At 69.0% G+C, this 25,723-nt stretch carries 17 protein-coding genes; 4 read left to right on the top strand and 13 right to left on the bottom strand.

The genetic code is table 11. The features are described 5' to 3' along the window. Positions 1-5 precede the first annotated feature (5 nt). From NA12_RS07720 to NA12_RS07705, 4 genes are all read right to left on the bottom strand, one after another. Entirely contained in the window at positions 6-8,534 is an 8,529-nt protein-coding gene (locus tag NA12_RS07720) for a non-ribosomal peptide synthetase (protein ID WP_067447818.1), read from the bottom strand. A 250-nt stretch (positions 8,535-8,784) separates the two neighbouring features. Next, positions 8,785-9,453, bottom strand: coding sequence for an isochorismatase family protein (locus tag NA12_RS07715; RefSeq protein ID WP_067447816.1), 669 nt, complete (start codon positions 9,451-9,453; stop codon positions 8,785-8,787). A 35-nt stretch (positions 9,454-9,488) separates the two neighbouring features. Then, on the bottom strand, positions 9,489-10,559 hold the full coding sequence (locus NA12_RS07710) for an isochorismate synthase (protein ID WP_243655061.1): 1,071 nt from the start codon (positions 10,557-10,559) through the stop codon (positions 9,489-9,491). A gap of 72 nt (positions 10,560-10,631) precedes the next feature. Next, positions 10,632-11,420, bottom strand: a complete 789-nt coding sequence (locus NA12_RS07705) for an SDR family oxidoreductase (protein WP_067447812.1) — start codon at positions 11,418-11,420, stop codon at positions 10,632-10,634. A 30-nt stretch (positions 11,421-11,450) separates the two neighbouring features. Here NA12_RS07705 and NA12_RS07700 point away from each other — a divergent pair, with 30 nt between their 5' ends. Then, positions 11,451-13,157: a (2,3-dihydroxybenzoyl)adenylate synthase gene (locus NA12_RS07700; RefSeq protein ID WP_084472482.1), complete on the top strand. Its 1,707-nt coding sequence runs from the start codon at positions 11,451-11,453 to the stop codon at positions 13,155-13,157. Positions 13,158-13,209: 52 nt separating this feature from the next. Here NA12_RS07700 and NA12_RS07695 read toward each other — a convergent pair whose 3' ends face one another. From NA12_RS07695 to NA12_RS07670, 6 genes are read right to left on the bottom strand one after another with little or no spacing between them, the layout of a single operon-like run. After that, positions 13,210-13,425, bottom strand: coding sequence for a phosphopantetheine-binding protein (locus tag NA12_RS07695; protein ID WP_067447810.1), 216 nt, complete (start codon positions 13,423-13,425; stop codon positions 13,210-13,212). Positions 13,426-13,428: 3 nt separating this feature from the next. Beyond that, entirely contained in the window at positions 13,429-14,268 is an 840-nt protein-coding gene (locus NA12_RS07690) for a siderophore-interacting protein (protein WP_067447808.1), read from the bottom strand. Between the two features lie 13 nt (positions 14,269-14,281). Then, the gene (locus NA12_RS07685; RefSeq protein WP_084472481.1) at positions 14,282-15,280 is read right to left on the bottom strand and encodes an ABC transporter substrate-binding protein; all 999 of its coding nucleotides are present in this window, start codon (positions 15,278-15,280) and stop codon (positions 14,282-14,284) included. Between the two features lie 37 nt (positions 15,281-15,317). Continuing rightward, positions 15,318-16,124 (bottom strand): ABC transporter ATP-binding protein, encoded by an 807-nt coding sequence (locus tag NA12_RS07680; RefSeq protein ID WP_067447803.1) that lies wholly within the window; start codon positions 16,122-16,124, stop codon positions 15,318-15,320. A gap of 12 nt (positions 16,125-16,136) precedes the next feature. Continuing rightward, positions 16,137-17,192 carry a FecCD family ABC transporter permease gene (locus NA12_RS07675; protein ID WP_067447801.1) on the bottom strand — a complete coding sequence of 352 codons (1,056 nt, stop codon included), beginning with the start codon at positions 17,190-17,192 and terminating at the stop codon, positions 16,137-16,139. Further along, positions 17,189-18,187 carry a FecCD family ABC transporter permease gene (locus NA12_RS07670; RefSeq protein ID WP_067447799.1) on the bottom strand — a complete coding sequence of 333 codons (999 nt, stop codon included), beginning with the start codon at positions 18,185-18,187 and terminating at the stop codon, positions 17,189-17,191. The genes NA12_RS07675 and NA12_RS07670 overlap by 4 nt, the downstream gene beginning before the upstream one ends. 153 nt (positions 18,188-18,340) lie before the next feature. On the opposite strand from NA12_RS07670, the gene NA12_RS07665 reads away from it, so the two are divergent. Then, positions 18,341-19,054: a DUF8020 domain-containing protein gene (locus NA12_RS07665; protein ID WP_067447797.1), complete on the top strand. Its 714-nt coding sequence runs from the start codon at positions 18,341-18,343 to the stop codon at positions 19,052-19,054. Positions 19,055-19,172: 118 nt separating this feature from the next. Here the strand turns inward: NA12_RS07665 and NA12_RS07660 are convergent, their stop codons facing one another. Then, a complete protein-coding gene (locus NA12_RS07660) occupies positions 19,173-20,738 on the bottom strand; it encodes an MFS transporter (protein ID WP_067447795.1) in 1,566 nt (521 codons plus the stop codon). A 96-nt stretch (positions 20,739-20,834) separates the two neighbouring features. Between NA12_RS07660 and NA12_RS07655 the strand changes: the two genes are divergently transcribed. Next, a complete protein-coding gene (locus NA12_RS07655) occupies positions 20,835-21,992 on the top strand; it encodes a DUF5925 domain-containing protein (protein WP_067447793.1) in 1,158 nt (385 codons plus the stop codon). Positions 21,993-22,015: 23 nt separating this feature from the next. Here the strand turns inward: NA12_RS07655 and NA12_RS07650 are convergent, their stop codons facing one another. Next, positions 22,016-22,591, bottom strand: a complete 576-nt coding sequence (locus NA12_RS07650; protein ID WP_067447791.1) for a TetR/AcrR family transcriptional regulator — start codon at positions 22,589-22,591, stop codon at positions 22,016-22,018. A 104-nt stretch (positions 22,592-22,695) separates the two neighbouring features. Here NA12_RS07650 and NA12_RS07645 point away from each other — a divergent pair, with 104 nt between their 5' ends. Further along, entirely contained in the window at positions 22,696-24,390 is a 1,695-nt protein-coding gene (locus NA12_RS07645) for a nitroreductase family deazaflavin-dependent oxidoreductase (protein ID WP_132370167.1), read from the top strand. Here NA12_RS07645 and NA12_RS07640 read toward each other — a convergent pair. Beyond that, positions 24,380-25,702 carry an MFS transporter gene (locus NA12_RS07640; RefSeq protein WP_067447991.1) on the bottom strand — a complete coding sequence of 441 codons (1,323 nt, stop codon included), beginning with the start codon at positions 25,700-25,702 and terminating at the stop codon, positions 24,380-24,382. The two genes, NA12_RS07645 and NA12_RS07640, sit on opposite strands and share 11 nt — an antisense overlap. Between the last annotated feature and the right edge of the window lie 21 nt (positions 25,703-25,723).

The following is a 25,723-nucleotide window of genomic DNA, read 5'->3' as shown; positions in this document are numbered from 1 at the left end:
GAGGTTCAGGTGCGGATCGCTGGATCCACATCGAGCAGCGCCGCGACTTCGGTCCAGCCGGTGGGCATCGCGATGTCGTTGTGCGAGTACGGCAGCCGTCGGATCACCAGCTGCGCGCCCGCCGCTTTCCAGCCGGTCAGCTGGGCGTGCACGCGTTCGGGTTCGTCGCCCGCGTCGGCGCAGTACAGGGCCATCGGGCCGCTGTAGCGCGGGGATTCGGACTGGGTGACCATGCGCAGCAGCTCGGTCGCGGCATTGCGGACCACGGCCGCCAATTCCGGCGCGTATTCCGCGATTTCGGGTAGCAGCGCGTCCATGCCGGACGGGTCGGCCAGGGTTGCGGCGGCACGATCGGTCAGGTTCGACAGTGGGTGCGAGTCGAGCAGCCCCACGTAGCCGACCTGTTCGCCCTCGGTTTCCAGGATGGCGGCCATCGCGTGGGCGAGGTTGCCGCCGAGTGAGTAGCCGAGTAGATGGTAGGGGCCGTGCGGCTGGATACGGCGGACGGCGTCGAGGTAGAACCGGGCCAGTTCGTCGAGCGTGCGAGTCTGTTTTCCCGGCTCGGTGAGCTGGGGCATCTGCAGGCCGATGATCGGTCGTTCGGCCCGCAGCAGCCGGGCCAGCGGGGCGTATTTCCATGCGGTGCCACCGATCTGGTGGATGCAGAACAGCGGCGGGACCGACCCCTCGGCACGCAGTTCCAGCACCGGGTCCAGGCGGCTGCCCAAGCTGGCGAGGCCGTCGGTGGGGCGAGGCGCGCTGGGATCGACGGCGCCGATCAGGCCCGCCAGCGCGCGCGGGGTGGGGGCGGCGAACACGTCGTCGAGGACCACCGGCAGTTCGCCGCGGGTCAGACGGCCGACCAGTCGCACCGCGAGCAACGAGTGCCCGCCTCGGTCGAAGAAGTCCTCGTCCGCGCCGATCTCGTCGAGCGAAAGCACCGCTGCCATGGCCTGCCGGACCGTGTCGAGCAGTCCGGAATCCGTGACCCGCGCTTGCTCGCCGGCCGCTGTCGCGGAAGGTGTTCGGACGCGATCAGCGACACTGTCACCCGGCGCGGGCAGCTCTCGGCGGGCGATCTTCTCGGTCGCGGTGCGCGGAATGTGATCGAGCTCGACGAACGCGGCGGGGATCATGTACGCGGGCAACGCCATTCGTAGCTGTTCACGCACCGTGTCGATGTCGAGCACGGTCGCGGACTCGGCGATGAGATAGGCGACCAGGCGCTGATCGCCCGGGGTGTCCTCGCGCAACAGCACCACCGCGTTGCTCACACCGGCGCAGGCGCGCAGGGCGGACTCGATATCGCCCAGCTCGATCCGCTGGCCGCGCAGTTTCACCTGGCTGTCGGTGCGGCCGACGTAGTCGAGTTCGCCGTGCGGATTCAGTTTCACCAGATCACCGGTGCGGTACATCCTTTCGCCCGTGCCGTGTGGGTCGGCGACGAAGGCGGCGGCGCTCAGGTCGGGCCGGGCCAGATAACCACGGGAGAGCCGGACGCCGGTCATGTAGAGCTCGCCGATGGTGCCGTCGGAGACCGGTCGCAGCTGGTCGTCGAGGATGCGGATGGCGTCGGCGGGTGCGCCGACCGGCACCGAGGCGGTGTCGGCGTCGACGGTCTCGTGGAAGGTGAAACCGATGGCGGCCTCGGTGGGACCGTAGAAGTTGTAGACGGCGGTGCCGGTCAGCGCGCGCATGCGGTGGGCCGTCGCGGGCGGCAGCACCTCACCCCCGGTGAGGACCACGCGCAGATCCGCGCACCCGGAAAGGTCGGCCTCCTCGGCGAGCACGGTCAGCATGGACGTCGTCATCCACATCGCGGTCACCCGCTCCGCGCTCATGAGGCGCGCCTGATAGTAGGGGTCGCGGTGACCGCCGGGCCGGGTCAGCACGATCCGAGCGCCCACGTGCAGCGGCAGGAACATCTCCATGAGCGAGGCGTCGAAGATCGGTGGGGTGCGGAAGAGCATCGTGTCGCCGCGGCCGAATCGGGTTTCGCGGTGCAGCCATTCGAACGTGGAGATGATCGCGGCGTGCGACAGGCTCACGCCCTTGGGCACACCTGTGGAGCCCGAGGTGAACAGCAGGCAGGCGGTGTTGGCGGGGCGCAGCGGCGCGAGCCGGTCGGTGTCGGCGAGCGCGCCGTCGTCGAGTCCGGTGGTGTCCACGTCGTCGAGCGAGCGCAGCACCAGGGCGGGAGCGGCGGTGTCGAAGATCTGTTCGACCCGTTGCACGGGTTGCTGCGGGTCCACCGGCAGGTACACGCCACCGGCGCGGCAGATGGCGTGCGCGGTGACGACCGAGTCGATGGTGCGTGGCATGGCGACGGCCACCACGGTTTCGGGTCCGACGCCGCGCGAGACGAGCCACCTGGCCAGGCGATTCACCCTGGAGTCGAACTCCCCGAAATCGATCGTGACGCCCTCGGCGGTGATGGCGGGCGCCGTCGGATCGACGGGCGTGCCCCAGTCGGCCAGGGTCCGTCCCGTCGGGTCCGGCTGTTCGGCGACGGTGAGCCGGGTGCGGGAGATCGCCGATTCGGCGACGAGGGGCTCGAGGAACTGTGCGGGGGTGGGCTCGGTGGCAGTCGTGACGGCGGTCAGGATCGCGCCGATCCGATCGCCGATCCGGGCCAGCGTGGTGTCGTGGACGGCGGCGCGGTCGTACCAGATCACCAGTTCCAGCTGCTCGCCCGGCGGGGCGATCAAGGTCATCGGATAGTGCGTGTTGCCGTGATTGTGGAACTCGCCGCGTCGCAATTCGTGCGAATCAGGCTGTCCTGGGCCGGAATTCGGGAAGTTCTCGAACGCCACCAGTGTGTCGAACAGGGTGCCGAGACCGGCGATCCGCTCGATCTCGGCCAGTCCCGCGTAGTCGAACTCCTGCATCTCGAACTGGTTCTGCTGCAACTGCGCCCACTGCTCGAGCAGCGCTCGCTCCGGCTCGAAGGCACAGCGCACTGGCACGGTATTGGCGAACAAGCCGACGATGCCCGCTACCCCGGGCAGCTCCGCCGGTCGGCCGGAGACGGTCGCGCCGAACACGACGTCGGTGCGTCCGGTGAGCGCGGCGAGCACCAGTGCCCAGGTGCCCTGCACCAGGGTGTTCATCGTCAGGCCGCGCCGACGGCCGAGCTCGGCCAGCGCGGTGGCCAGCGATTCCGGCAGCGGAACCTGCCACTGCCGGAATTCACGGTCGCGCGAGGTCTCGGTGCGGACCAGCGTCGGCGCGTCGAGGCCGTGCAGTCGTCGCGCCCATGCCGCGCGGACGGCCGCGCGGTCACGGGTGCCGATCCACGCCAGATAGTCGCTGTAGGACGCGGCCGAGGGCAGTTCGTCGCCGTGATAGGTGGCGAGCACCTCGCGCAGCACGATCGGCGTCGACCAGCCGTCGATCACCAGGTGATGGGTGTTGAGAACCAGCCGGTGCGCCGCGTCGGGCATGTGAATCAGGGTGGCGCGCAACATCGGCGACCGGTCCACCGCGAACCGGTGCCGGGTCGCTTCGGTTTCCAATCGGTCGGCGGCGGCCCGCGCGGCACGCAGCGGCAATCCGGACAGGTCGATCTCACGCCACGGCATGCCGACCGCCCGGGGAACCGCCTGGACCGGCTGGTCGAGGCCCTCGTAGTGGAAGGCGGCGGCCATGGTGGGGTGCCTGCCCACGACGGTGTCGAAAGCCGCCGACAGGCGTGGACCGTCCACCGGTCCGTGCAGGTCGACGCGGGCGCTCAGGGTGTAGACATCGTCGGCGCCATCGCGAATCGCGTGGAACAGCAGCCCTTCCTGCAGCGGCGACAGCGGCAGTAGCTCGGCCAGCGGGCCGTGCGCGGACTCCAGCGCGTCGATGATCTCCTGCGTGACGGGCAGGCCGGGGGAGTCCGAGGGTGTGAGGCCACCGGGAAACAGCATCGCGTGTGCGGCGAATGCCTCCAGCGCGAGTTCGAAGTGCCGCTGGATCCGCGCGACCTGGTGCGCGTCGAGAATCCGGCTCGCCGCGGTCCACTCCATGGCCAGCCGGGCGGTACCCGGCTGCGCGGGGGTGGGCTCGTGGACGAAGACGTTGAGCGAAAGCACCTCCGTGAGTGCCTTTTCCGGAGGTTCGATCACCGCGAACGCGTCGTGTTCGGGCAGACTCCAGCCGGGGGCGCCACCGCCGCCGAAGCGGCCGAGGTAGTTCAGCAGCACCTCCGGGGCACGGCGTCGCGCGAACCGCGGTGCGGTCTCCGGGTCGAGCCTGCGCAGCACGCCGTAACCGACGCCGTTGCCGGGGACCGCGCGCTTGGCCTCCTTGACCGCGCGCAGCAGCCGGCCGGCCGCCGCGCCGCCCGCCAGCGCCTCGGACAGCCCGGCCTGGTCCTCGATGCCGGTCGCGGGAGTCCAGACCGGGAACTCGCTGGTGAACCAGCCGATGGTGCCGGCGAAATCGGTATCGGCGCGCAGGGCTTCGCGCCCGTGCCCCTCGACGGTGACCGGCCTGCCCGGTTCGAGCGCTTCGCCGCGTTCGAGTCGCCACGCGTTGAGCGCCAGCATGAGTGCCGCGAGCAGCACCTCGTCGGTCTTGGCCCGATAGGCGGCGGGCAAGGTGGTGAGCAGCGCCTCGGAGATCTCCGGTGCTGCGAAAGTTCTTGTCTGTTCGGCACTCTCGACCAAGTCCTCGGCATGGTCGAGAGCCCGTTCGCCCAGTGTGGCGACAGTGTCGTCACCGAGCGCGCGTTCCCAGTGCGCCAGTTCCCGGCGATGATCGCCCGCTGCCCCGGCCTCGGCGAGCAGGGTGGCGTATCGCCGCCAGGAACTGCCTTTCGCGGACAGTCGCACCGGTCGCGCGTCCCGCGCGGCCGCACACGCCTCGTACAGTTCGGGTACCAGGATTCGCCAGGAAACCCCGTCCACCACCACGTGATTGGCCACCAGGACCAAGCGGTCGGGCATCCCCGGCGCGGTCCGCACCAACGCGGCGCGCAGTTCAACACCTGCGGCGGGATCCAGTTCCCCCGCGAGTGTGGCCGCCACCGACTCGATCAGGGCGTCCTCGGGAGACTTCGACGGTGGCGTCGCCGCCCGCTCGGACGTTCCGGTCCTCGACCGCGACTCGTCGAACGGCAGCTCGCGGGTCAGGTCGGCCGCGCGCACCGTGCCGAGTCCCGCGACTTCCAGCCGGTCCGATTCGTCGAGCACCAGACGCAGGACATCGTGGCGGTCGAGCAATGTTTGCAGGCCGGTGGTCAGGTGGTCGAACGCGAGATCCTCGTGCAGGGTCAGTGCCGTCCACTGGGCGTATCCGGCGACGGCGCCGCGACCTGTGTTCGCTTCGAGCAGCGCGGCCACCATGGGTGGGATCGGCACGACGCCGGTCGCCTCGTCCGGGGTCGGGGCGGCCTGCTGGTCCGTCACCTGTGCCGCCGCGGCGATGGCGGCCAGATCACGTTGGGCCAGCAAGGTTTTCGGCTGGACCTCCCAGCCGAGCGCGCGCAGGCGGCTGCTCACGCCGATCGCGGTGATGCTGTCGCCGCCGAGTCCGAAGAAGTCGTCGGTGGCGTTGACCCGCGGCACGCCGAGGACTTCGGCGACCACCCCGCACAGCGCGCGCTCCTGCTCGGTGCGGGGCGGGCGACCGGTCGAGGTCAACTGGGGCGCGGGCAGCGCGGCGCGATCGAGTTTGCCGTTCACCGTGGTCGGCAGGGCCTCGAGCACCACCAGCGCCGAGGGCACCAGATGATCGGGGACCAGTGTGGTCAATCGGTGGCGCAGCTGGTCGGCGTCGAGGGCGCGGCCCGTCTCCGGCACCAGGTAGCCCACCAAGCGGGTGCTGTCGCCGGACTTGCGGATGGTGGCGGCCGCGGCGGCCACGCCGGGCAGCGCGCCGAGCGAGGCCTCGACCTCACCCAGTTCCACGCGGTAGCCGCGCACCTTGATCTGGGAGTCGGCGCGCCCGAGGTAGTCGTAGCCGTGGCCGGGCAGCCAGCGCGCGCGATCGCCGGTGCGGTACATGCGCTCGCCCGCCGCGAACGGATCGGCGACGAACCGGTCCGCCGTCACCGCGACGCGGCCGAGGTACCCGCGCGCCAATTGTGGCCCCGCCAAATACAATTCGCCGATCTCACCGTCGGGAACCCATTGCAGCGCACCGTCGAGCAGATACGCGCGGGTGCCGGGCAGTGGGCCGCCGACGTGTGGGAGCCCACCGGTGACCGGCGCGCTGAGCGCGTCGACGGTGGCTTCCGTCGGGCCGTACATATTGCGCGCGGCCACCTTCGACGCGACGATCACCGACCACAGTGCGGGCGGGGTCGCCTCACCGCCGAGCAGCAGCAGCTGCGGCCGATGTGCGTCGCCGAGCAGTCCGTTGTCGATCAGGGCTGTTGCCATCGATGGAGTGGTGTCGACGACATCGATGGCATCGGCGCGCAATGCTGCGATCTGCGCGGCCGCGTCCTTCTGGATATCGGTGTCGTACAGGTGGACCCGGTGCCCGCACCACAGCCACAGCAGCTGGTCCAGCGCGGCGTCGAAGGCGAACGAATAGGTGTGCGCCACACGCAGCCCTCGCCCGCCCACTCGCGCGGCGGTGTCGGCGTAGACGGTCGATCGGTGGTGGTGCAGCAGCTGGGCCATCGCGCCGCAGGAGATCTGCACGCCCTTGGGCTTGCCGGTGGATCCCGAGGTGTACACGACGTAGGCCAGATGCGCGGGCGAGCGCGGCGCGGCGAGATCGCCCGGAGTCAGCGGCCCGTCGGGGAGCGCGGCGATCGCTTCCCGAATTCCGTTGTCCGAGAGTCGGACCAGCGTGTCCGATCGATCGGTGAACACGGTGTCGTGGGTGAGGATCAGCACCGGTGCGGCGTCGTCGACGATGTCGGCGAGGCGCTGTGCGGGATGCCCGATGTCCAGCATCAGGAAGGCCGCCCCGGCGTGGCGCACCGCGAGCAGGGCGACGACCAGGTCCGTGGTGCGCGGCAGGGCGATGCCGACGATGTCCTCCGGACCCACGCCCCTGCCACGCAGATACCGTGCCAACCGGTGTGCCCGTGCTCCCAGTTCGGCGGCGGTGAGTTCGTCGGCGCCGCTGACGAGTACGACGTCGTCCGGTTGCGCCGCGACCATTCGATCGAAGATCTCGACCGTGTCCTGCGGCGTACCGGCCAGCGCGGTCGCGGCCCGTTCGCCGGTGCTCGCACCGGTCTCGGCCGGGTACATGGCGATCGCGCCGATGGGCTTGTCCGCCGCGCCGACCAGTTCGGTGAGCAACGTGACCAGCGCGTCCATCCGCCGTCGGACCGTGGCCGCGTCCAGCGATCGGGCGTCGACCTCGAAGCCGAGCTGAATCCGATCCTGCGACAGCGGGGTGACCGTCAGGCCCAGATCCTCCGGCGGACCACCGGCGACATTGCGCAGCGTGCCGGTGGCACCGTCGAAGTCGAGGGCGAAGTCGAAGGCCTTGAGGTTGATGCCGATGCCGTGCAGCAGCGCGCCGGTCTGGGCGCCGCCGAATTCGCGGGCCAGGTCCTCGCCGCGGAATCGCTGGTGGGCGCGGACCTCGCGCAGCGCGCCCGCCACTCGTTTACCGAGTTCGTCGAGGCGATCCTGGCTGGACACCGAAATACGAAGGGGCAGTACGTTGACCGCCATGGACGGGGTGGTGAGGGCAGTCTTGCCGACCCGCGCCATCACCGGCAGGGCGATGACCACATCGGTCTCGCCGAGCAACCGGTGCACGAAGCCCACATAGCCGGCGACGAGTACGTCGGCCCAGGTGATGCCCGCCGCCGTGGCCGCCTCCTTGACGCGTGCCATCAGCTCGGCGTCGAGAACGGCACGGATCTCGTGGGTCTGTTCGACCACGCCTTCGGGGGCGCGACCGCGCCCGTCCAGCGGCGGCAGCGGGGTGAGCCGATCGCGCCAGTAGTCGCGGTCGTGCTGATGCGCCTGGCTGGCACGGTATTCCAGGTCCTCGGCGACGAGTGTCTCGATCGAACCCCAGCGCAGGGTGGGCACTTCACCACCGCGGCGCAGCGCGGTGTAGTGGGCCGCGACCCGGCGCGAGACCATCGCCGCGCTGTAGCCGTCGATGATCAGGTGGTGGTAGAGCTGGATGCACCACACTTCGTTGTCGCTGAGGCGCAGCAGTGTGTAGGTGTACAGCTGCCGGTCGACCATGGCCCGGCAATAGGTGGCGGCGCGTTCGCGTTCGGTCGCGACCAGCCGGTGCGCGGCGGCGATCGGGTCGCTTTCGCCGCGGAGATCGACGAGCGGACGGAGCTCCGGTTCCGCGTCGGTGATCCGCTGGCGTGGTCCGTCGGCGGTGTCGGCGAAGCGCAGTCGCATGGTGTCGGTGTCGGCGATGGTGCGCCGGATCGCGGTGTCCATCGACGTCATGTCGAGCGGATCGGGTCCCGAGATCTCGAGTACCTCGCCGACCATGTAGCTGAGCGAGTCGGGGTCGAGGCGCTGGGCGTTCCAAATGCCCAATTGTGCTCCGGTGAGCGGCAATCCGGGATCTTCGGCGCCTACGCTGTCCCGTTCCACCGAACCCACAACAGACTCCTTCACCGTTCAACTCCGACCGACGCTCACCGACCGCTGGGACTGGAGAAGGCCAGCGGAGCGAGGTGAAAACGAAGGTTAGCCTAACTTCAGTTTCAATAGTGGATTGTGTCGTGCGTCACCGTTCCGCCGTCTCCGTAGCCGGAAACGGCGGAATCATCAGTGGCACAGCATGTTCGATGCGGGCACGACGGCGCCCTGCCTCCCGTCGAGACGGCAGGGCACCCCTCGGCCGCACCGATCAGGCGGATCGGCGCTCGGCGGATTCCACTGTCGCGGTGCCGAGTTGGCGGATCAGCTCGTCGGTGCTGGTGACCGCGCCGCAGCGGCGGGCTACGTAGTTCAGCGCCATGATGTGTTCGTCGCGGCTGAAGTCGGCGGTGGCGTCGTGGACGAGGAAGGGCCGCACGTCGCCCATGAAAGCCTCTGCGGCGCTGAGCATGCAGCCCATGTGGGTGTAGACGCCGGTGATGAGCAGTTGGTCGCGGCCGTAGTAGCCGAGTAGTTCGCGCAGGTCGGTCCGCTGGAAAGCGGAGTAGCGCCACTTGGTGACCTGGATGTCCTGCGGTTCAGGGGCGATGGCGGCGATCACCTCGGTGTCGGCGCCCTCTGCCATGCCGGTGCCCCAGAAGTCGGCGAGGATGCCGCGCCGCGACGGATGCTGGTCGCCCGGCTGCATGGTATAGATCACCGGGATGTCGAGCTGGTGGCAGTGGTCGCGCAGTTTCGCGATATTGGCGATCAGGGTGCGGGCGGGATCGCGGTACAGGTCGTAGGCATCGAGGAAGTACTGCTGCATGTCGTGGATCAGCAGCGCGCTGCGGCCTGGCTCGGCGATCCAGTCGACCTGGTCGGCGGTGAACTCGTCCGCGCTCGGCATCGGATAGGGCGCGATCGGGGGGATAGGCATGGCGAAGTCTTTCGTCGGCGAAGTGGTCGGCGGGGTCAGCCGACGGTGACGGGCAGGTCGGAGATACCGAGCGGCCCGAGGATGCGCTGGAATTTGCCGGTGGTCTCGGCCAATTCGGCGGTGGGGTCGGAGGCGGCGACGATCCCGCCACCCGCGTGCGCGAGCAGCGTGATGCCGTCGGCGGACAGCTCGGCGCAGCGGATACTCACCATCCACTCACCGTTGCCGTCGGCATCGCACCAGCCGACCGCGCCGGCGTAGAAGCCGCGCTCGCCTTCCAGTTCGGCGATCACGCGCGCTGCCGCGGCGGTGGGCGTGCCGCAGATCGCCGGGGTGGGGTGCAGGGCTACCGCCAGTTCCAGTGCCGACGGCCCGGCCAGCGGGACGGTCGCCGAGATCGGCGTGCCCAGGTGCCACATCGCCGGGGTGGCGGTGAGTTCCGGTGCGGGAGTGTGCACGTCGGCACAGCGGTCACGGAGTACGGCGGAGACCTGATCGGTCACGAAGCGGTGTTCGGCGTGGTCCTTGGTCGAGGCGAGCAGAGCGTCGGCCGCGGTGCGATCGGCGTCGCTGTCGTCGAGGATGCGCCGGGCCGAGCCCGCCAGTGGGTGGCTCAGGATCTGACTCCCGTTGCGGCGCACCAGGATCTCGGGGCTGGAACCGACGAGATGACGGCCGGGGAAGCGCCCGCCCGCGACGGAGAGATCGACCAGGAAGCCGTTGGACATCGGATCCGACGCGACCATCAGATCCAGAATGTCCATGGCGCGAACCGGTTTCGACGAGCGAGCGCGAACGGAACGGGCCAGCACTACCTTGCGCAACGGATGCGCGGGATCGCCGAGAAGCTCCACGGCGGTGGCGACGCGCTGACGGTGCTCCTCCGGCGCGGGCAGCTCGGCGTCGAGTTCGAAACCGGGCAGCGTGGTGGCCGCGGGCTGGTGCGGCGCCTCGGTGATCGTCACCGAGTCCGGCGCCCACAGCGCGGTCGGCGCACCGGGGGTGAAGGGCAGCGCGCCGACGATGTGGCTGATCCGGCCGCTGCGCAACGCGGTGATGGCGTCGTGTGCCGAGCGGAATACCGTCCCGCCCGCGCTGGCGGACACGGTCCGCTGCGGACGGGACAATAAGAAGGCGGGGTCTGAACTGTCGGTACTGATGGTGATCATTCCTCTCGGTCACATGTCGAGCGTTGCGCCACCGTCGACCCGCAGGTCGTGCATCGTGATGTGGCGGGCGTCCTCGGACGCCAGGAAATGGACTGCGCCCGCGATATCGGCGGGAGTGGCGATGCGCCGCAACGGGATTCCGAGGCGGTAGGCGCTGGGATCGCCGTCGAACAGGGCGTTCTCGGCTGCGTCGTCGAGGGCGGTGCCGCCGAACATGTCGCGCAGCATCGGGGTGTCGGTGGAGCCGGGCGAGACCAGGTTGACCCGTACGCCCAGCGGCGCCACCTGCAGGGCCAGCGATCGGGTGAACGAGGTCGCGGCGGCCTTGGCGGCGCCGTAGGCGGCCATCGCGACGCGGGGGGTCGCGGCCGCGTTCGAGGAGACGACCACGATCGCACCGCGACCGGCGCGGGCCATGTCGGCGGCAGCGCGTTGGCCGATGAGCATCGTGCCGGTGGCGTTGACCCTCAGGCAGCGGGTCCAGTCTTGCGGATCGAGCTCGAGCGCGGAGCCGCCGACCATGAGCCCGGCCGCGTGCACGACGACATCGGGTGTCCCGTGCTCGGCTCCGAGGTGGTCGAAGGCGGCCCGCACCGCGGCCTCGTCGCTCACGTCGAGCTCCACGCCGTACGCGGATCGCGCCGGAAGGTCGGCGGCGATCTTGTGTACGGCGGGGTCGCGGTCCCACAGGGCGAGCACCCCGGCCTCATCGGCGAAACGAGCGGCGATGGCGGCCCCGATACCCCCGGCCGCGCCGGTGATGACGACGATTCGTCCACGGGAATCACCATTTAGCATGAGGTTAGCCTAACCTGATTCTGCCGTCAGATGGTTACCTTCGCTTACATCGACCGGCGAGACTGTTCGAAGATCCGCTGGAAAGAGGTGCTCGACTTGACCGATCCCGTGCTCGCCGGCTTCACCCCGTGGCCCGCTGACCTCGCACAACGATATCGAGACCAGAACTGTTGGACGAGTGAGACATTCGGCGATGTGCTCACCGCGCGCGCCGCCGCGGCGCCGGACCGGATCGCCGTTCTCGACGACGCGAACAGCTGGACCTACGCCGAACTCGACCACCGTTCGAGCTCGCTCGCCACCGGTTTCGCCCGCCTCGGCATCGTGCCCGGCGACCGGGTGCTGGTGCAGCTGCCCAACCGCGCGGAATTCGTCGAGGTGATCTTCGCGCTGTTCAAACTCGGCGCACTGCCGGTGTTCTGCCTGCCCGCCCATCGCAAGGCCGAGTTGGTGCCGATCGCCGGCGCCGCCGCGGCCGAGGCCATGATCACCTGCGGCACACATCAGCGTTTCGACTACGCGGCACTGGCCGCGCAGGTGCGCGACGAGGTCGAGAGCCTGCGTCACCTGCTGCTGGTCGACTGCGAGTCGCTGCCACAGGGCGCGCGCCACCTCGACGAATATCGCGACACCCCTGCCGAATTGGCGGGCCCGTCGGCCGGCGATGTGGCGTTTCTGCAACTGTCGGGCGGCAGTACCGGCATTCCGAAGCTCATCGCCCGCACCCACGACGACTACCTCTACAGCGTGCGCCGCAGTGCCGAGGTTTGCGAGCTCGATCAGGACACGGTCTATCTCGCGACGCTGCCGGTGGCGCACAACTTCCCGATGAGCTCGCCGGGCATCCTGGGTGCGATCTGGGCGGGTGGTGCGGTGGCGATGACGCCGGATCCGACTCCGGCGACGGCCTTTCCGTTGATCGAGTGGTTCGGTGTCACCATCACGGGGCTGGTGCCCCCGCTGGCCCGGCTGTGGACCGAGCGCGCCGAAGCGGGCGACACCGCCGATCTGTCCAGTCTGCGAGTGCTCCAGGTGGGCGGTGCCCGGTGCCAGGACGAGCTGGCCCGCCGGATCGGCCCCGCGCTCGGCGTGACCCTGCAGCAGGTGTTCGGCATGGCCGAGGGCCTGGTCTGCTACACCCGGCTGGACGATCCGATCGACGTGGTGGTGAGCACCCAGGGCCGGCCGATGTCGGAGCACGATCAGCTCGCCGTCGTCGACGACAACGGCGTCGAGGTCGCGCCGGGCGGCACGGGCAACCTGATCACCCAGGGCCCGTACACGATTCGCGGCTACTACAACAATCCCGACGCCGACGCGCGCAGCTTCACCGCACAGGGGTGGTACCGCACCGGCGACATCGTGTCCGTGCGTCCCGACGGCAACCTCGTGGTCGCGGGTCGTGCGGGCGACTGGGTGAATCGGGGCGGGGAGAAGGTCTCGGCCGAAGAGCTGGAGGCGCACCTGCTCGAACACCCGGCTGTTCGCGACGCTGTCATCGTCGGCACCCCGGATCCCGTTCTCGGCCAACGTATCTGTGCCTTCGTCCAGCCTGTCGACCCCGCGCAACGCCCCACGCTGATCTCGGTGCGCTCGTTCGTCCGCTCGCGCGGCGTGGCGGCCTGGAAGATGCCGGACACGGTGGTGGTCGTCGACGAGTTCCCGGAGACCGGAGTGGGCAAGACCAGCCGCAAGGATCTGCGGCAGGCGCTCGCCGACGGCGCGCACGGCAAGTGACCGGGGCGGGGGTGGCGCCGATGACGAGCCACCCCCGGCCGCGATCACGCCGTCAGGCCAGCAGTTCGATCCACGACCCGAGAACGGGGTCACCGGCGAGCGTGGGGAAGTCGATATCCGCATGTCCGGCCGACCGCCATTTCTCCACGAGCGACATGATGCGTACCGAGTCGAGTCCCGCGTCGAGGAGATCGGTGTCGGTGTCCAGTTCCGAGCGGTCCACCCCGAGTACGGCGGCCACGTCCGTGATGATCTGTTCGTCTGTCATCGGTCATTCCTCTCGATCGAAGTCGGCGACGCCGCGCTTCCAATAGCCGGCGATCAGGGAGTCCTTCGGGCCGATACCGAGCTCGTTGCGGACCACCTTGCGGATGCCGCGCAGGCATCCCGCCTCGCCGGCGACCCAGGCGTAAACACGTTCTCCAGCAGCGATTTCCACGCCACGCACCGCCTTCTCCAGTGCGTCACCGGTGCCCGGCTCCAAGTCGCCGCGATGAAGCCACCGCACCTCGATGCCCGCGGGCGCGTCGATCTCGATCTCCTCATCCGGTCCGGCCACCTCGATGAACGCCCAGCCCTGCGCGTCGCGCCTGATCCGTTCCAGCCAGCGCGAGATGGCGGGCAGCGCGGTGATATCGCCGACGAAGAGGAACCGGTCGTAGGACTCCGGGACCACGACGCCACCGGGCGGGCCCGCGATGTGGACCTTGGTGCCCGGGGTCGCCGTGTTCGCCCAATCGGAGGCCAAACCGCCGGGGTGGATCACGAAATCGATATCGAGTTCGTTGTCGGCCACGCTGTGGCGGCGCACCGTGTACTCGCGCGACACCGGGCGCGGGTTGCCCCACTCGAGCGATTGGCCGTCGAGCTTCGGTAGCCGCAGCACGCCGTATTCGTCCGGAAACACCAGGCGCACATGCTCATCCGGCACATAGCTGTGGAAAGACGCGATATCGGGCCCGCCGAAGGTGATCCGGAGCAGTCCGGCGCCGATCGGGGCCGTGCGGATCACCTCCACTTCCCGCAGGCCGATCGGGTAGGGGACCTTGGCGCCGTGCTCACCGGCGAGCACTTCCGCGATGCGCGCGGCATAGCCACTTCGATCTGTCATTGCTGTTCCTTTGTCACTTGAAGCGTTCCACGAGCAGGTCGAGCGTGGTCATGACCGTGCGGTAGTCGGGACGCGAGCTGGTCGCGGGCAGTTCGAAGACGGTGTTCGCCGTGAACGAGGGCAGCGACGCGTGCAGCGGGTCGGCCCGCAGTTCGGCCACGGTGCGGCCGCCGTTGAGCGGGATCATGAACAGCACCGGCGCGTCGACGACGGTGTTGAGCAACTCCGGGCTGAAGCTGATGAAGTCGGCGCTCGGTTCACGAGTGGGGTTGCCCGCCTTGGCTTCCAATTGGGTATCGAGCGTGAACCCGACCTCCGACAGCAGCGTGGGCAGCGCGGCCGAGGGCAGGAACGCGGTCGGCTTCTGGCTCTTGATCGACTGCATGACCACGGTGTTGCCCGCGGGCGCTTTGATGAGCGCCTTGGCCTTGGCCAGTTTGTCCTTGTAGTTGGTGATCAGCTGGTCGACCTTGCCCGGCTTGCCGACCACTTCGGCGATCAGCCGCAGCTGGTCCTGCCAGTAGGTGGTCTCGGTCGGCACCAGCACGGTCGGGGCGATCGCGCTGAGCTGGTCGTAGGCGTTCACCGACTGCTGGCCCGGGTAGCCCTGGCCGCCGCCGATGATCAGGTCGGGGCGCTGGGCGGCGATGAACTCCAGGTTGATGTTGTCGCCGGTCGGCAGAGCCTTGGTGCCCTGTGTCGTCGCGTCCTGCGCCCAGCCGGCCGGGAACTCACCCGGCTTGCCCGCGACACCGAGCAGCCGCGGGTCGGCGGCGGCGACCGGCACATCCAGGTCGTAGAGGTAACCGGCCAGGGTGCCGTTGAGCACGACGATGCGCTGGGGGTCGGCGGGCACGGCGACGGCGCCCTTCGGCGTCTGGACCTCGCGCGGACCGGTCGGTGCGGCGGTCTCGCCCGAAGAGCTGCTACAGCCGGTGAGCGCTGCGATCAGCGCGAGAACCAGCAGGGCCAGGGTGGCGCGGAGCCTGCCCGATGATCGAGTGGTGAACATGGAAGGGGTTGTCCTCATCTTTCTTTCGACGGCAGCTCTAGAGCAGCTCGGCGGCGTTCTCCGCGAGCGGAATCACCAGCGGCGTACCGGTTTCCGGGTCGTCGACGATCCGGCACCGCAGCGAGAAGACCTCGTCGACGAGTTCTGCGGTCACGATGTCGGCGGGCGCTCCGGACGCGACCACCCGTCCGTCGCGCATGGCGATGAGGTGATCGGCGTAGCGGAAGGCGTGGTTGAGGTCGTGCAGTACGGCCACCACGGTCCGCCCGGAATTCCGGTTCAGTGACCGGCACAGGTCCAGAAGCTGGATCTGATAGGCGATATCGAGGTAGGTCGTCGGCTCGTCGAGCAGGATCAGCGGGGTGTCCTGGGCCAGCACCATCGCGATCCACACCCGCTGGCGCTGACCGCCCGACAGTTCGTCGACCATCCGCGCCGACAGTTCGGTGACGCCGGTCGCCGCCATCGCCGACGTGACGGCTTCCTCGTCGGCCTTCGACCACTGCCGCAGCAGCGTTTGGTGCGGATAGCGGCCGCGGGCAACGAGATCGGCGACCCGGATGCCGTCCGGCGCCGTCGAGGTCTGCGGCAGCAGGCCGATCTGCCTGGCCACCTGCTTCGCCGGATAGGAACCGATCGGCTTTCCGTCGAGCAGCACGGTTCCCGACTCGGGGGTGAGCAGCCGGGCCAGCGCGCGCAACAGCGTGGACTTGCCGCACGCGTTCGGGCCGATGATCACCGTGAACTTGCCGTCCGGGATATCCACCGACAGTTGGTCGCTGATCGTGGTGCCCTTGTAGCCGAGGCGGAGTCGGTCGGCGCGCAGCCGTGAAGTGTCGTTCATCGTTTCGCTTTCCTAGTTCCGTCGCGCCTCGGTGACCAGCAGATATGCCAGGTACAGACCGCCGACCGAAACGGTGACCAGTCCGACCGGCACGGTGGTCGGGGCGAACGCGTGCTGGGCGATCCAGTCGCAGGTGATCAGCAACATCGCTCCCATCGCCGCCGAGGGCGCGAGTGCGATCGAGGGTGTGCGGGCCAGCTTGCGCGCCAGATGCGGTGCGGCGAGGGCGACGAACGCGATCGGGCCCGCGACCGCCGTCGCCACCGCGGTGAACGCGACGCTGAGCACGATCAGCCACAGCATCGCGCGGCTCACATTCAGCCCGAACGCACGCGCGGTGTCGTCGCCGAGTTCGAGGATCTGCAACCGGGGAGCCGCGGGAACCAGCGCGATCGCCAGCAGCGCGAGGATCACCACCGCGGGACCGACCTGCGGCCACGAGAGTCCGTTGAGCGTGCCCGCGCCCCAAGCCGCCGCCGACATCGCCGCGTCCAGGTCGGCGCGCAGGATCAGCCAGGTGTTGACCGAGGCCAGCATGGCGCTGACGCCGATGCCGACGATGATCAGCCGGAACCCGGTCACGTTGTGCCGGAACGCTAGTAGATGGATGACCAACGCGGCGCCGAGCCCGCCGATCACCGCACCGGCCGCGGTCTGCACGTGACCACCGCCGAGGGTCAGAATGGCGATCAGCGCGCCGGTGTAGGCGCCGGTGTTGAATCCCACGATGTCCGGGCTGCCCAGCGGATTCCTGGTCACCGATTGCAGGATGGCCCCGCTCACACCCAGTGCCGCGCCGAGGATCAGCGCGAGCAGGATGCGCGGCAGCCGCCAGTCCCACACCACCAGTCGGTCGAACCGCTCGTCGCCGATCACCAGCGCGCGCAGCACCCGCATCGGCGGGATCAGATAGTCGCCGCTGCCCAGCGCGAGCACCGCCGTCACCACCGAGATCGTCAGCAGGACAGCGCACACCACCAGCGTGCGCACGCCGATCCGGGCGGAGAATCGGGTGCCGCGTGGGCGGATCACCAGCATCGCGCGGCCGAAATCGATCGTCGAACTCATGCGGCGGCACCTACTCTTGCGCGACGGGCCAGCCAGATCAGCACCGGCGCTCCGAGGAACGCGGTGACCAGGCCGGCGGGGACTTCATCGGGACGAATGATGATGCGGCCCACGATGTCGGCCGACAGCACCAGGATCGGCGCCAGCACCAGCGAGTAGGCGAAGATCCAGCGCTGATCGGGCCCGATCAACCACCGGGACACGTGCGGTACCGCGAGACCCACGAACGCGATCGGGCCGACCGCGGCGGTCGCGGTGCCGCACAGCAGCACCACCGCCAGCGCGGTGAACAGGCGTGTGCGTCCCACGTGCACGCCGAGCGAGTGCGCCAGATCGTCGCCGAGCGCCACCGCGTTGAGCGAGCGAGCGCACAGCGCCGCGATGATCAGGCCCGCCGCGATGAACGGCGTCGCGCCGACGAGGATGTCGAACCCACGTCCGGCGAGACCGCCGGAGTCCCATTGGCGCATCGCGTCGAAAGCCTTGGGGTGCAGCAGGATCAAGCCCCTGGTCAGTCCGCCCAGCACCGCGGTGGCGGCGACGCCCGCCAGCGTGAGCCGCACCGGATCGGTACCGGATCGTCCGGCGGTGCCCACACGGTAGACGACCACCGACACCAGGGCGGCGCCGAGAAACCCGAACCAGACATACGATGTGATTTCGCTCACGCCGAATATCGCGACGGCGATGGTGATCGCGAAGGCCGCGCCCGCGTTGACGCCGAGTAGGCCGGGGTCTGCCAGTGGGTTGCGGGTCAGGCCCTGCATCAAGCAGCCGGCGACGCCGAGCGCCAGTCCGACGAGCAATCCGAGCAGCGTGCGTGGCACCCGGTATTCGGTGATGGTGACGTGGTCAGGGGTGGTGCTCGCACCGAACAGTGCTTGCCAAACATCGCTGATGGCAATAGCTTTCGTGCCGACCAGCAGACTGAGAGCGCAGACTGCGACCAGCACGAGGACGGCGAGAAGCCAACCGTGCCAACGCGGATTTCTCATCAGGGTTCTCTCTCACGGCGAAACTGGATCTACTGGAGGTTAGCCTAAGCAAGGTATTGATAGGTGAGGCTTACCTAGCTATGGTCACATCTCGTTCGGTCCGCAGTTTGTGCGCCGCGCATCTCACCACGAGGAACACGAAAGGTTCATCCCGTGAAAATCACCAAGTTCGCTCTGCTGGCATCCACCGTCAGCGTTGCCCTCGGCATCGCAGCCGGAACCAGCCACGCAGCACCTGCCGCGGATGAGCCGATCAACTTCACCTCCAGCACCACCGAGAAGTCCACGATCATCGGCACCGACGCGGGGTCGATGGTGGTCGAGGACGGTGTCTTCAAGATCAAGGCCGCCAACGGCACCACCGTCGCGGGCACCGAATTGGCCTTCCGCGTAGACGAATTCGTGTTCCCGATCGCCGCCGACATCTCGGGCCGCACCGCCACCCTGACGCCGCAGCTGGACCTCGAGCACGCCACCTACAAGCCGGTCGCGCTGCCGTACGAGGACAAGGCGCCGTGGAAGAACGAATACGACCGTGAGCAGGCGGCCTGGAGCCGTCTCGGCAGCACCATCTCGTTGGGCGCCGGCGTCGCGGCCATCATCGGCGGCATCGGCGGCGGCGCGGTCGGTTGTGTGCTCGGCGGCATCGCGGGCGCCACCATCGCCTCGGCGACCATCGTCGGTATGTTCGGTCCGTTCATCCCGGCCGCGGCGGTCGGCTGCCTCGCCGGCATCATGGCGATCGGTGCCCTCGGTACCCTCGCGGGCCAGATCCTCGTTACGGCTCCCGTCGCGATCCTGGCCGCGGTGCAGTACTTCACCACCATCAACTCCCCGATGCCGAACAACCCGGCCCCGGCCAAGTAGGCGATAAGACCTCGGCCGGATCGGCCGAACACGAAGCTCGCGGAGGGGACAACTGCGCGAGAGGCGAATCCCGCCCGGTCAGCATCGGGCGGGATTCGTTGTGCCCGCACCACATCCGTCAGTCGATGTCGGCTGCCTTCTCGTTCGGCGCGGGGATGTGCCGGAGCAGCCCGACCACCAGTCCGGCGGCCACAGCGGTGAGCCCGATGCCGACGACCGAGTTCACCTGCAGCGCTTGGGTGTAGGCCTCGCGAGCGACGGTGGTCAACTCGGTGCCGAGTGCTTCGGGCAGTGTCGCCGCGACGTGCAGGGCGCCCGCGAGCGTGTCCTGCGCGACGTGGGCGACCTCCGAGGGGAGTCCGTCGGGCAGCTGCTGCGACATCTGCCCGCGGTAGACGGCGGTGCCGATGCTGCCGATCACCGCGACGCCGAGTGCCGCGGACAACTCCTGACCGGTTTCGGAGATGGCCGAGGCGGCGCCGGCGCGGGCCGGGTCGACCGCGCCGACGATCAGATCGAGGCCGAGGACGAACATCGGGCTCAGGCCGAGCGAGAACACCACCATGCCGGTGACGATCAACGCGAGGTCGTCGGTACCGGAGAGCTGGGTGAACAGCGCGTACCCGGCGATGGCGACGATCAGGCCGCCGGTCATCAGGTAGGCGGGCCGGAACCTGGGCGCGAGCGCGCTCACCACGCCCGCCGCCACCACCATCGCGGCCGCCTGCGGGACGGTCCACAGTCCGGCTTCGAATGCCGAAAGGCCCAGCACCAGCTGCAGATACTGCGAGAGCAGCAGGAACAGTCCGCCCATGGCCAGCATGGCCACCATCAACGCGGCCAGCGAGCCGCTGAACCGGACATTGCCGAACAGTTGTAGATCGATCAGCGGGTTGGTCAGGCGTTTCTGGCGCAGGACGAACACCGTGCCGAGCGCCAGACCGGCTACCAGTACGCCGACCGCCTCGATCGACCAGCCGTCTTTGGCGAGTTCCTTGATGCCGTAGATGACGCTCATCACCGACAGCAGTGAGAGCACCGCGCTGAGGATATCGAGCTTGCCAGGGTTCGGGTCCTTGTACTCGGGCAGCAGGAACGGTCCGGTCGCCAACAGCAACACCATCGCGGGCACCGCCACCAGGAATACCGAACCCCACCAGAAGTTCTCGAGCATCGCGCCGCCGACGAGCGGTCCGATCACCATGCCGACCATGAAACTGGTCATCCACACGCTGATCGCGGTGGTGCGCTGGCGGTCGTCGTGGAACATGTTGCGGATCAGTGCCAGCGTGGACGGCATCAGCGTCGCGCCCGCGATGCCGAGCAGCGCGCGGGTACCGATCAGCATGTTCGCGCTGGTCGAGTAGGCGGCGAGCACGGAGGCTACGCCGAAGGCCAGCGCGCCGATCATCAGCAATTTGCGTCGGCCGATGCGGTCGCCGACGGTGCCCATGGTGATGAGGAACCCGGCGACCAGGAAACCGTAGATATCGAGGATCCACAGCAGTTGGGTACTACTCGGTTCGAGTGCCGCGCTGATGCTGGGGATCGCCAGGTACAGCACGCTCAGGTCCATCGAGATGAGCAGCGTCGGCAGGGTGAGGACGGCCAGTCCGATCCACTCCTTGATCCCGGCCGTCGTGGTGGATTCCGGCGGGGATTGGTCGTGCTGGGTGGACGTCACACTTCGACGGTACCGACGGATTCGCTCGCGGTGCCAGCGATTTTTCGGTGATGTTCGCCGAAAGTCATTGGACATTCCGGGCCGACGACCACGATCATGGGCTCGGTGTCCACACGCAATGAACAGCTCAGGCTCGTCGATTCGCCGCGTCAGCCGCAGGATCAGGGCGAGCCGTTTCCGTGGTCGGCGGCCATCGACTCCACCTATTCCACCCGCGACGCGATCGACGCGCTCGCCCTCGCCCCCTTCCTGCGCGGCGATCAGCCGTTCGCCCGTCAGGCACATCTCGATCGGGTACGACCCGAGGCGGCGCTGCGGCCTGCCGACTCGCGGATCGTGCGCTCGGTCGCCGACGATGACAGCAGCGCGTTGCTCGCCGCCGGTGACGGGTGGGCGTTGCGGGCCGTGCGCTGGGCGAGCGGTTCGGCCACGATCGAGGTGACCGCCGTCAGCGACGAACTCGCCGTCGAAATTCTGGCGCGTTCAACCGAGGGAGCTGAACTGTCACGTGACAGTGCGACTACGGTAGAGATGGGCTTCTGGCATATGGACGTTCGGCGCCCCGCGCGCCGGCGGCGTCACATCGCGGCGCCCGCGTGGGCCGAGATTCGCGGCAACTACACCGGCTCGGTATCGGCGAGCATGCAGCGTTTGATGGGGCTGGGTGTGGCCGATATCAAGGGGCGGCTGGTGCTGCTGCACGGTGAGCCCGGCACCGGCAAGACCACCGCGTTGCGCGCGCTCGCGCGGTCATGGGCACCGTGGTGTCAGGTCGATTGTGTTGTCGACCCGGAAGAACTGTTCAGCAATCCCGGCTATCTGATGGAGGTCGCGGCGGGTGCCGACGGCGACGACGAGGACGGCCGCTGGCGGTTGCTCGTGCTGGAGGACTGCGATGAGCTGATCCGCGGCGAGGCGAAAGAGGCGGCGGGGCAGAAACTTTCGCGTCTGCTCAATCTCACCGACGGGATGCTCGGTCAGGGCCGCAATGTGTTGATCGCGATCACCACCAACGAAGACCTCTCCCGGCTGCACCCCGCGGTGGTTCGGCCCGGACGCTGCCTGGCCCAACTCGAGGTCGGTCGGCTCTCGGCGACGGAAGCCGACGAGTGGCTGGCCCGCCAGGACGGGGTCATCGCCGAGTCGAGTTTTCCTGACGGCGCGACCCTCGCCGAACTGGTCGCCCACCGCGACGGCGGGATCCAGATCCGCACCACCATCGACCACAGCGCCGACGTCGGCATGTACCTCTAGCCGTCGTGCGCGCAACGCGCTGGTCAGGACGTGCCGACCGGGCGGATATGCGCCCTGACCAGCTCGGTGAGGTGGCGGCCGACGCGATCGAGCGGCTCGGTGCTGCGCTTGGCGAGCGACATCACCACCGCGCCCTCGATCGTGGCGATGACGGTTGTCGCCAAGGAGCACGCGGTATCGGGGTCGATGTTCTCCGCGCGTAGCCGGGCCGCCAGTGCCCGCTCCCAGGAGTCGAACGCCTCGCCGGCCGCGTCCGCCGCCGCGGGGGACTCCGAGCGGCCCAGCGCCGCGGCCACGATCGGGCAGCCGGCGAGAAAGTCGCTGGATTCGACGACCTGTTTCCACGCGTCGGCGAACGAGGCCACGGTCTGTTCGGGCTCGGCGTCCTTGGTGAAGGTCTCGATCAGTGTTGTCATCGCCCGGCCCGCGACGCGGGTGGCCTCGGTGATCAATTCGGACTTACCGCCGGGGAAGTTCAGATAGATCGTCCGGCGGGAGAGCCCGCTGTGGTGGAGCAGATTCGCGACACCGGTCCCGGCCACGCCGTTGCGGCGCACCAGATCGATCGTGCTCTGGACGAGTCCGTCACGTGCCGCCATCGACTTCCTTTCGGTCGGTCCATTGAAGTATACCGATCGGTGTACTACCGTCGAGTCGAGTACACCGATCGGTGTACTCGATGCTATCCGCGGAGGAGCCGACGATGACAGCCCTGAGCGATCCGCTCACCCTGCCGTGCGGCCAGGTGTTGCCCAACCGGCTGATGAAGGCCGCGCTGAGTGAGGGCCTCGGCACCTCCGCCGGCGCGCCGGACGAACGGCTCGAGCGGCTCTACAGCCGTTGGGGCAGTGGCGGTTTCGGCCTGATCATCACCGGAAATGTGATGGTCGACCATGACCATCTCGGCGAGCCGGGCAATGTCGTCATCGCCGATGAACGTCACCTCGACGACGTGCGCCGCTGGGCGCGAACCGCCAAGGACGGCGGCACCGATCTCTGGATGCAGATCAATCACCCTGGCAGGCAAGCGAATCCGCTGGTAACGCGGTCGCAGCCGGTGGCGCCATCGGCGATCGGTCTCGGGCTGCCCGGTGTTCCGGCGCCGCGCGCGCTCACCGACGGCGAGATCGTCGATATCGTGGACCGATTCGCGGCCACCGCGCGGATCGCCGAACGCGCGGGCTTCGACGGCGTGCAGATCCACGGCGCGCACGGCTACCTCGTCTCGCAGTTCCTCTCACCGCTGGCCAATCAGCGCGATGATCGCTGGGGCGGTGATCCACAACGGCGAGCGCGCTTTGTGCTGGAGGTGGTGCGCGCGATCAGGGCCGAGGTAGCGCCGTCGTTCGCCGTAGCGATCAAGCTCAACTCCGCGGACTTCCAGCGCGGCGGCTTCACCGAGGACGAGTCACGCGAGGTGGTGCGCCGCCTCGCCGCCGAAAAGCTCGATCTGATCGAGATCAGCGGCGGCAGTTACGAATCGCCCGCGATGACGGGAAGGCCGGTGGCGCGTTCGGCGAGCACCGTCGCGCGTGAGGCGTACTTCCTCGAGTACGCCGAGTCGGTCCGGGCGGTCGCCGGATCGGTGCCGCTGGCCGTCACCGGCGGATTCCGTTCCCGCCCGGCCATGGTCGACGCGGTCGAGTCGGGGCAGTGCGATGTCGTCGGCCTCGGCAGGCCGAGCGCGGTGTCGCCGAACGCCGCGGGCGACATCCTGCACGAGCGCACAGCACGCCTGCACGCTCGACAGATCTCGCTGCGCCTGCCCGCACGAGTGGCTACTCACCCCAACATCAAGATGCTCGAAGGCGCGCTCGACCTGCAGTGGCACACCGATCAGCTGCATCTGCTCGGGGCGGGCGCCGATCCCGACCCCGACCGCACACCGTGGCTCACGGCGGCGGCGATGCTGAGACATCACGGCGTCGACGCGTTTCGCAGCAGAAGGAGTTCGACGATGAACCGCAAGGACCCGGCGCGCCGCAAGTTCGAAATCGAGCGGGCGTTCGGTCGCTATGTCGCCAACCCGGCGGTCCGCGCGCTGGGCCGGATCGGCGTCCGAACCTCCTTCGCGACCGACCTCGAGACGATCGGACGTAAGTCCGGACAGATCCGGGTGGTGCCGGTCTCGGTCTCGTTCGACGACAGCGGCGCGTGGGTGATCAGCCAGCACGGCACCAGGTCGGGGTGGGCCGCCAACATCGTGGCGGAACCGAAAGTGCGGGTCCGTCAGGGGAATCGGTGGCGCACCGGCACCGCGCAACTGCGCCCGGCCGACGATGTCGTCGCGCGGTCGCGGACCTTCGCGCCCAACCCGGTGTTCGCCGGGCTGACCGCGGCGACCTTCCGCGCGTTGCAGAGCGCCCCGGTCTCGGTCCGGATCACCTTCACCGACTGACCACCCTCGCCGTGGCCGCGCAGGCCAGGGTGAGCACCAGCGGAACGGTCAGCGCCGCGGTCAGCGGAACCACGGCGGTGAGCCAGCCGATCATGGCGGGGCCCGCGAGCAGGCCGAGGTAGCCGATGGTGAACACGCGCGACATGTCCGTCGCCGCCGCCGTGCCGCCGAGATTGCCCGCGGTGGAGAAGATCTGGGGGACGCCGCCCGCCAGCCCGAGCCCGCACATCGCCCAGCCGAGGAGCGTGACCGGCAACCAGGGCGATCCGATGACAACTGCGAATCCCACTGCGGCGAGCAGACTTCCGTAGCGGACGATGGCCACCGGGCCCAAGGCGCCACTCACCCGATCGGCGAGGAATCGCCCGAGCGTCATCGTGGCGGAGAAGGCGCCGAAGGCCAGGGCGGCACTGGCTTCGGACGTATCGAGGCGCTCGCGGACCTGGAGCGCACTCCAGTCCGCCGCCACACCCTCCGCGAGGAGGAGAATGAACGCGACGGCCCCGAGCGAGAGCACCTTTCGTGTCCGCCGACGTCGTTGCTCACGCTTCTCGGCGCCGAGCTCAACAGTCGCGGTGGGACCGGAGGTCGCGGGTGGCGAACTTGTCGAGCTGCCCGGGTCGGTGTCGTATCGCGCGCCTGCCGGTTCGGCCGCGTCGGTCGGCCGCTCTCGCGCGCCGGTCGCGGATCGCGCATCCTCGTTGTCGTAATATTCGGGGCGCGAGGGTGATTCGGGCTGTTGACGGCCGAGCAGGTGCGGTACCAGGGCCGCGGTGACGGCCAGTCCGCCGATCCCGGCGCACGTCAACGTCAGCTGCGGCGGCCACCCCGCGTATTGGGTAGCCGCGCCCACCAGCGAACCGGCGAACCCGCCTGCCGAGAACATCGCATGGAAGGCGGACATGATCGGCCGGTGATAGGCCCGTTCGACGTACACCGCCTGGGTGTTCATCGATACGTCGAGGGCGCCCAAGCCGAACCCGAAGCAGGCCACCGCGATCGCCAAGGTGAGCGGGTCGGTCGCCAGTCCCGGGCCGAGAACCGTCACCGAGATCGCCGACGCGGCAGCGGCCACCAGCGCACGGCTGCCGAACCGGTCGGCGGCCGGGCCCGCGAGCCGCATACCGACGAGCGCGGCGCCCGCCATCAGCAGCACGAGCACGCTGAGTCCCGAGGCCGATACCCCCGCTCGGTCGGTGATCGCCGGAATGTGGACCACCCACATCGCCAGCAGCATCCCGTTCAGCGTGAAAGCCGCGAACACCGCGGCCCTGGCCATCCGAAACCCGCGGTCGATCGTCGCTGAACCCACCACTTCGACGGTACCGGTCTC

The sequence above is a fragment of the Nocardia alba NBRC 108234 genome (assembly GCF_001612665.1).
GTDB classification, from domain to species: domain Bacteria; phylum Actinomycetota; class Actinomycetes; order Mycobacteriales; family Mycobacteriaceae; genus Nocardia; species Nocardia alba.
This window is presented reverse-complemented; position numbering and strand designations above follow the sequence as displayed.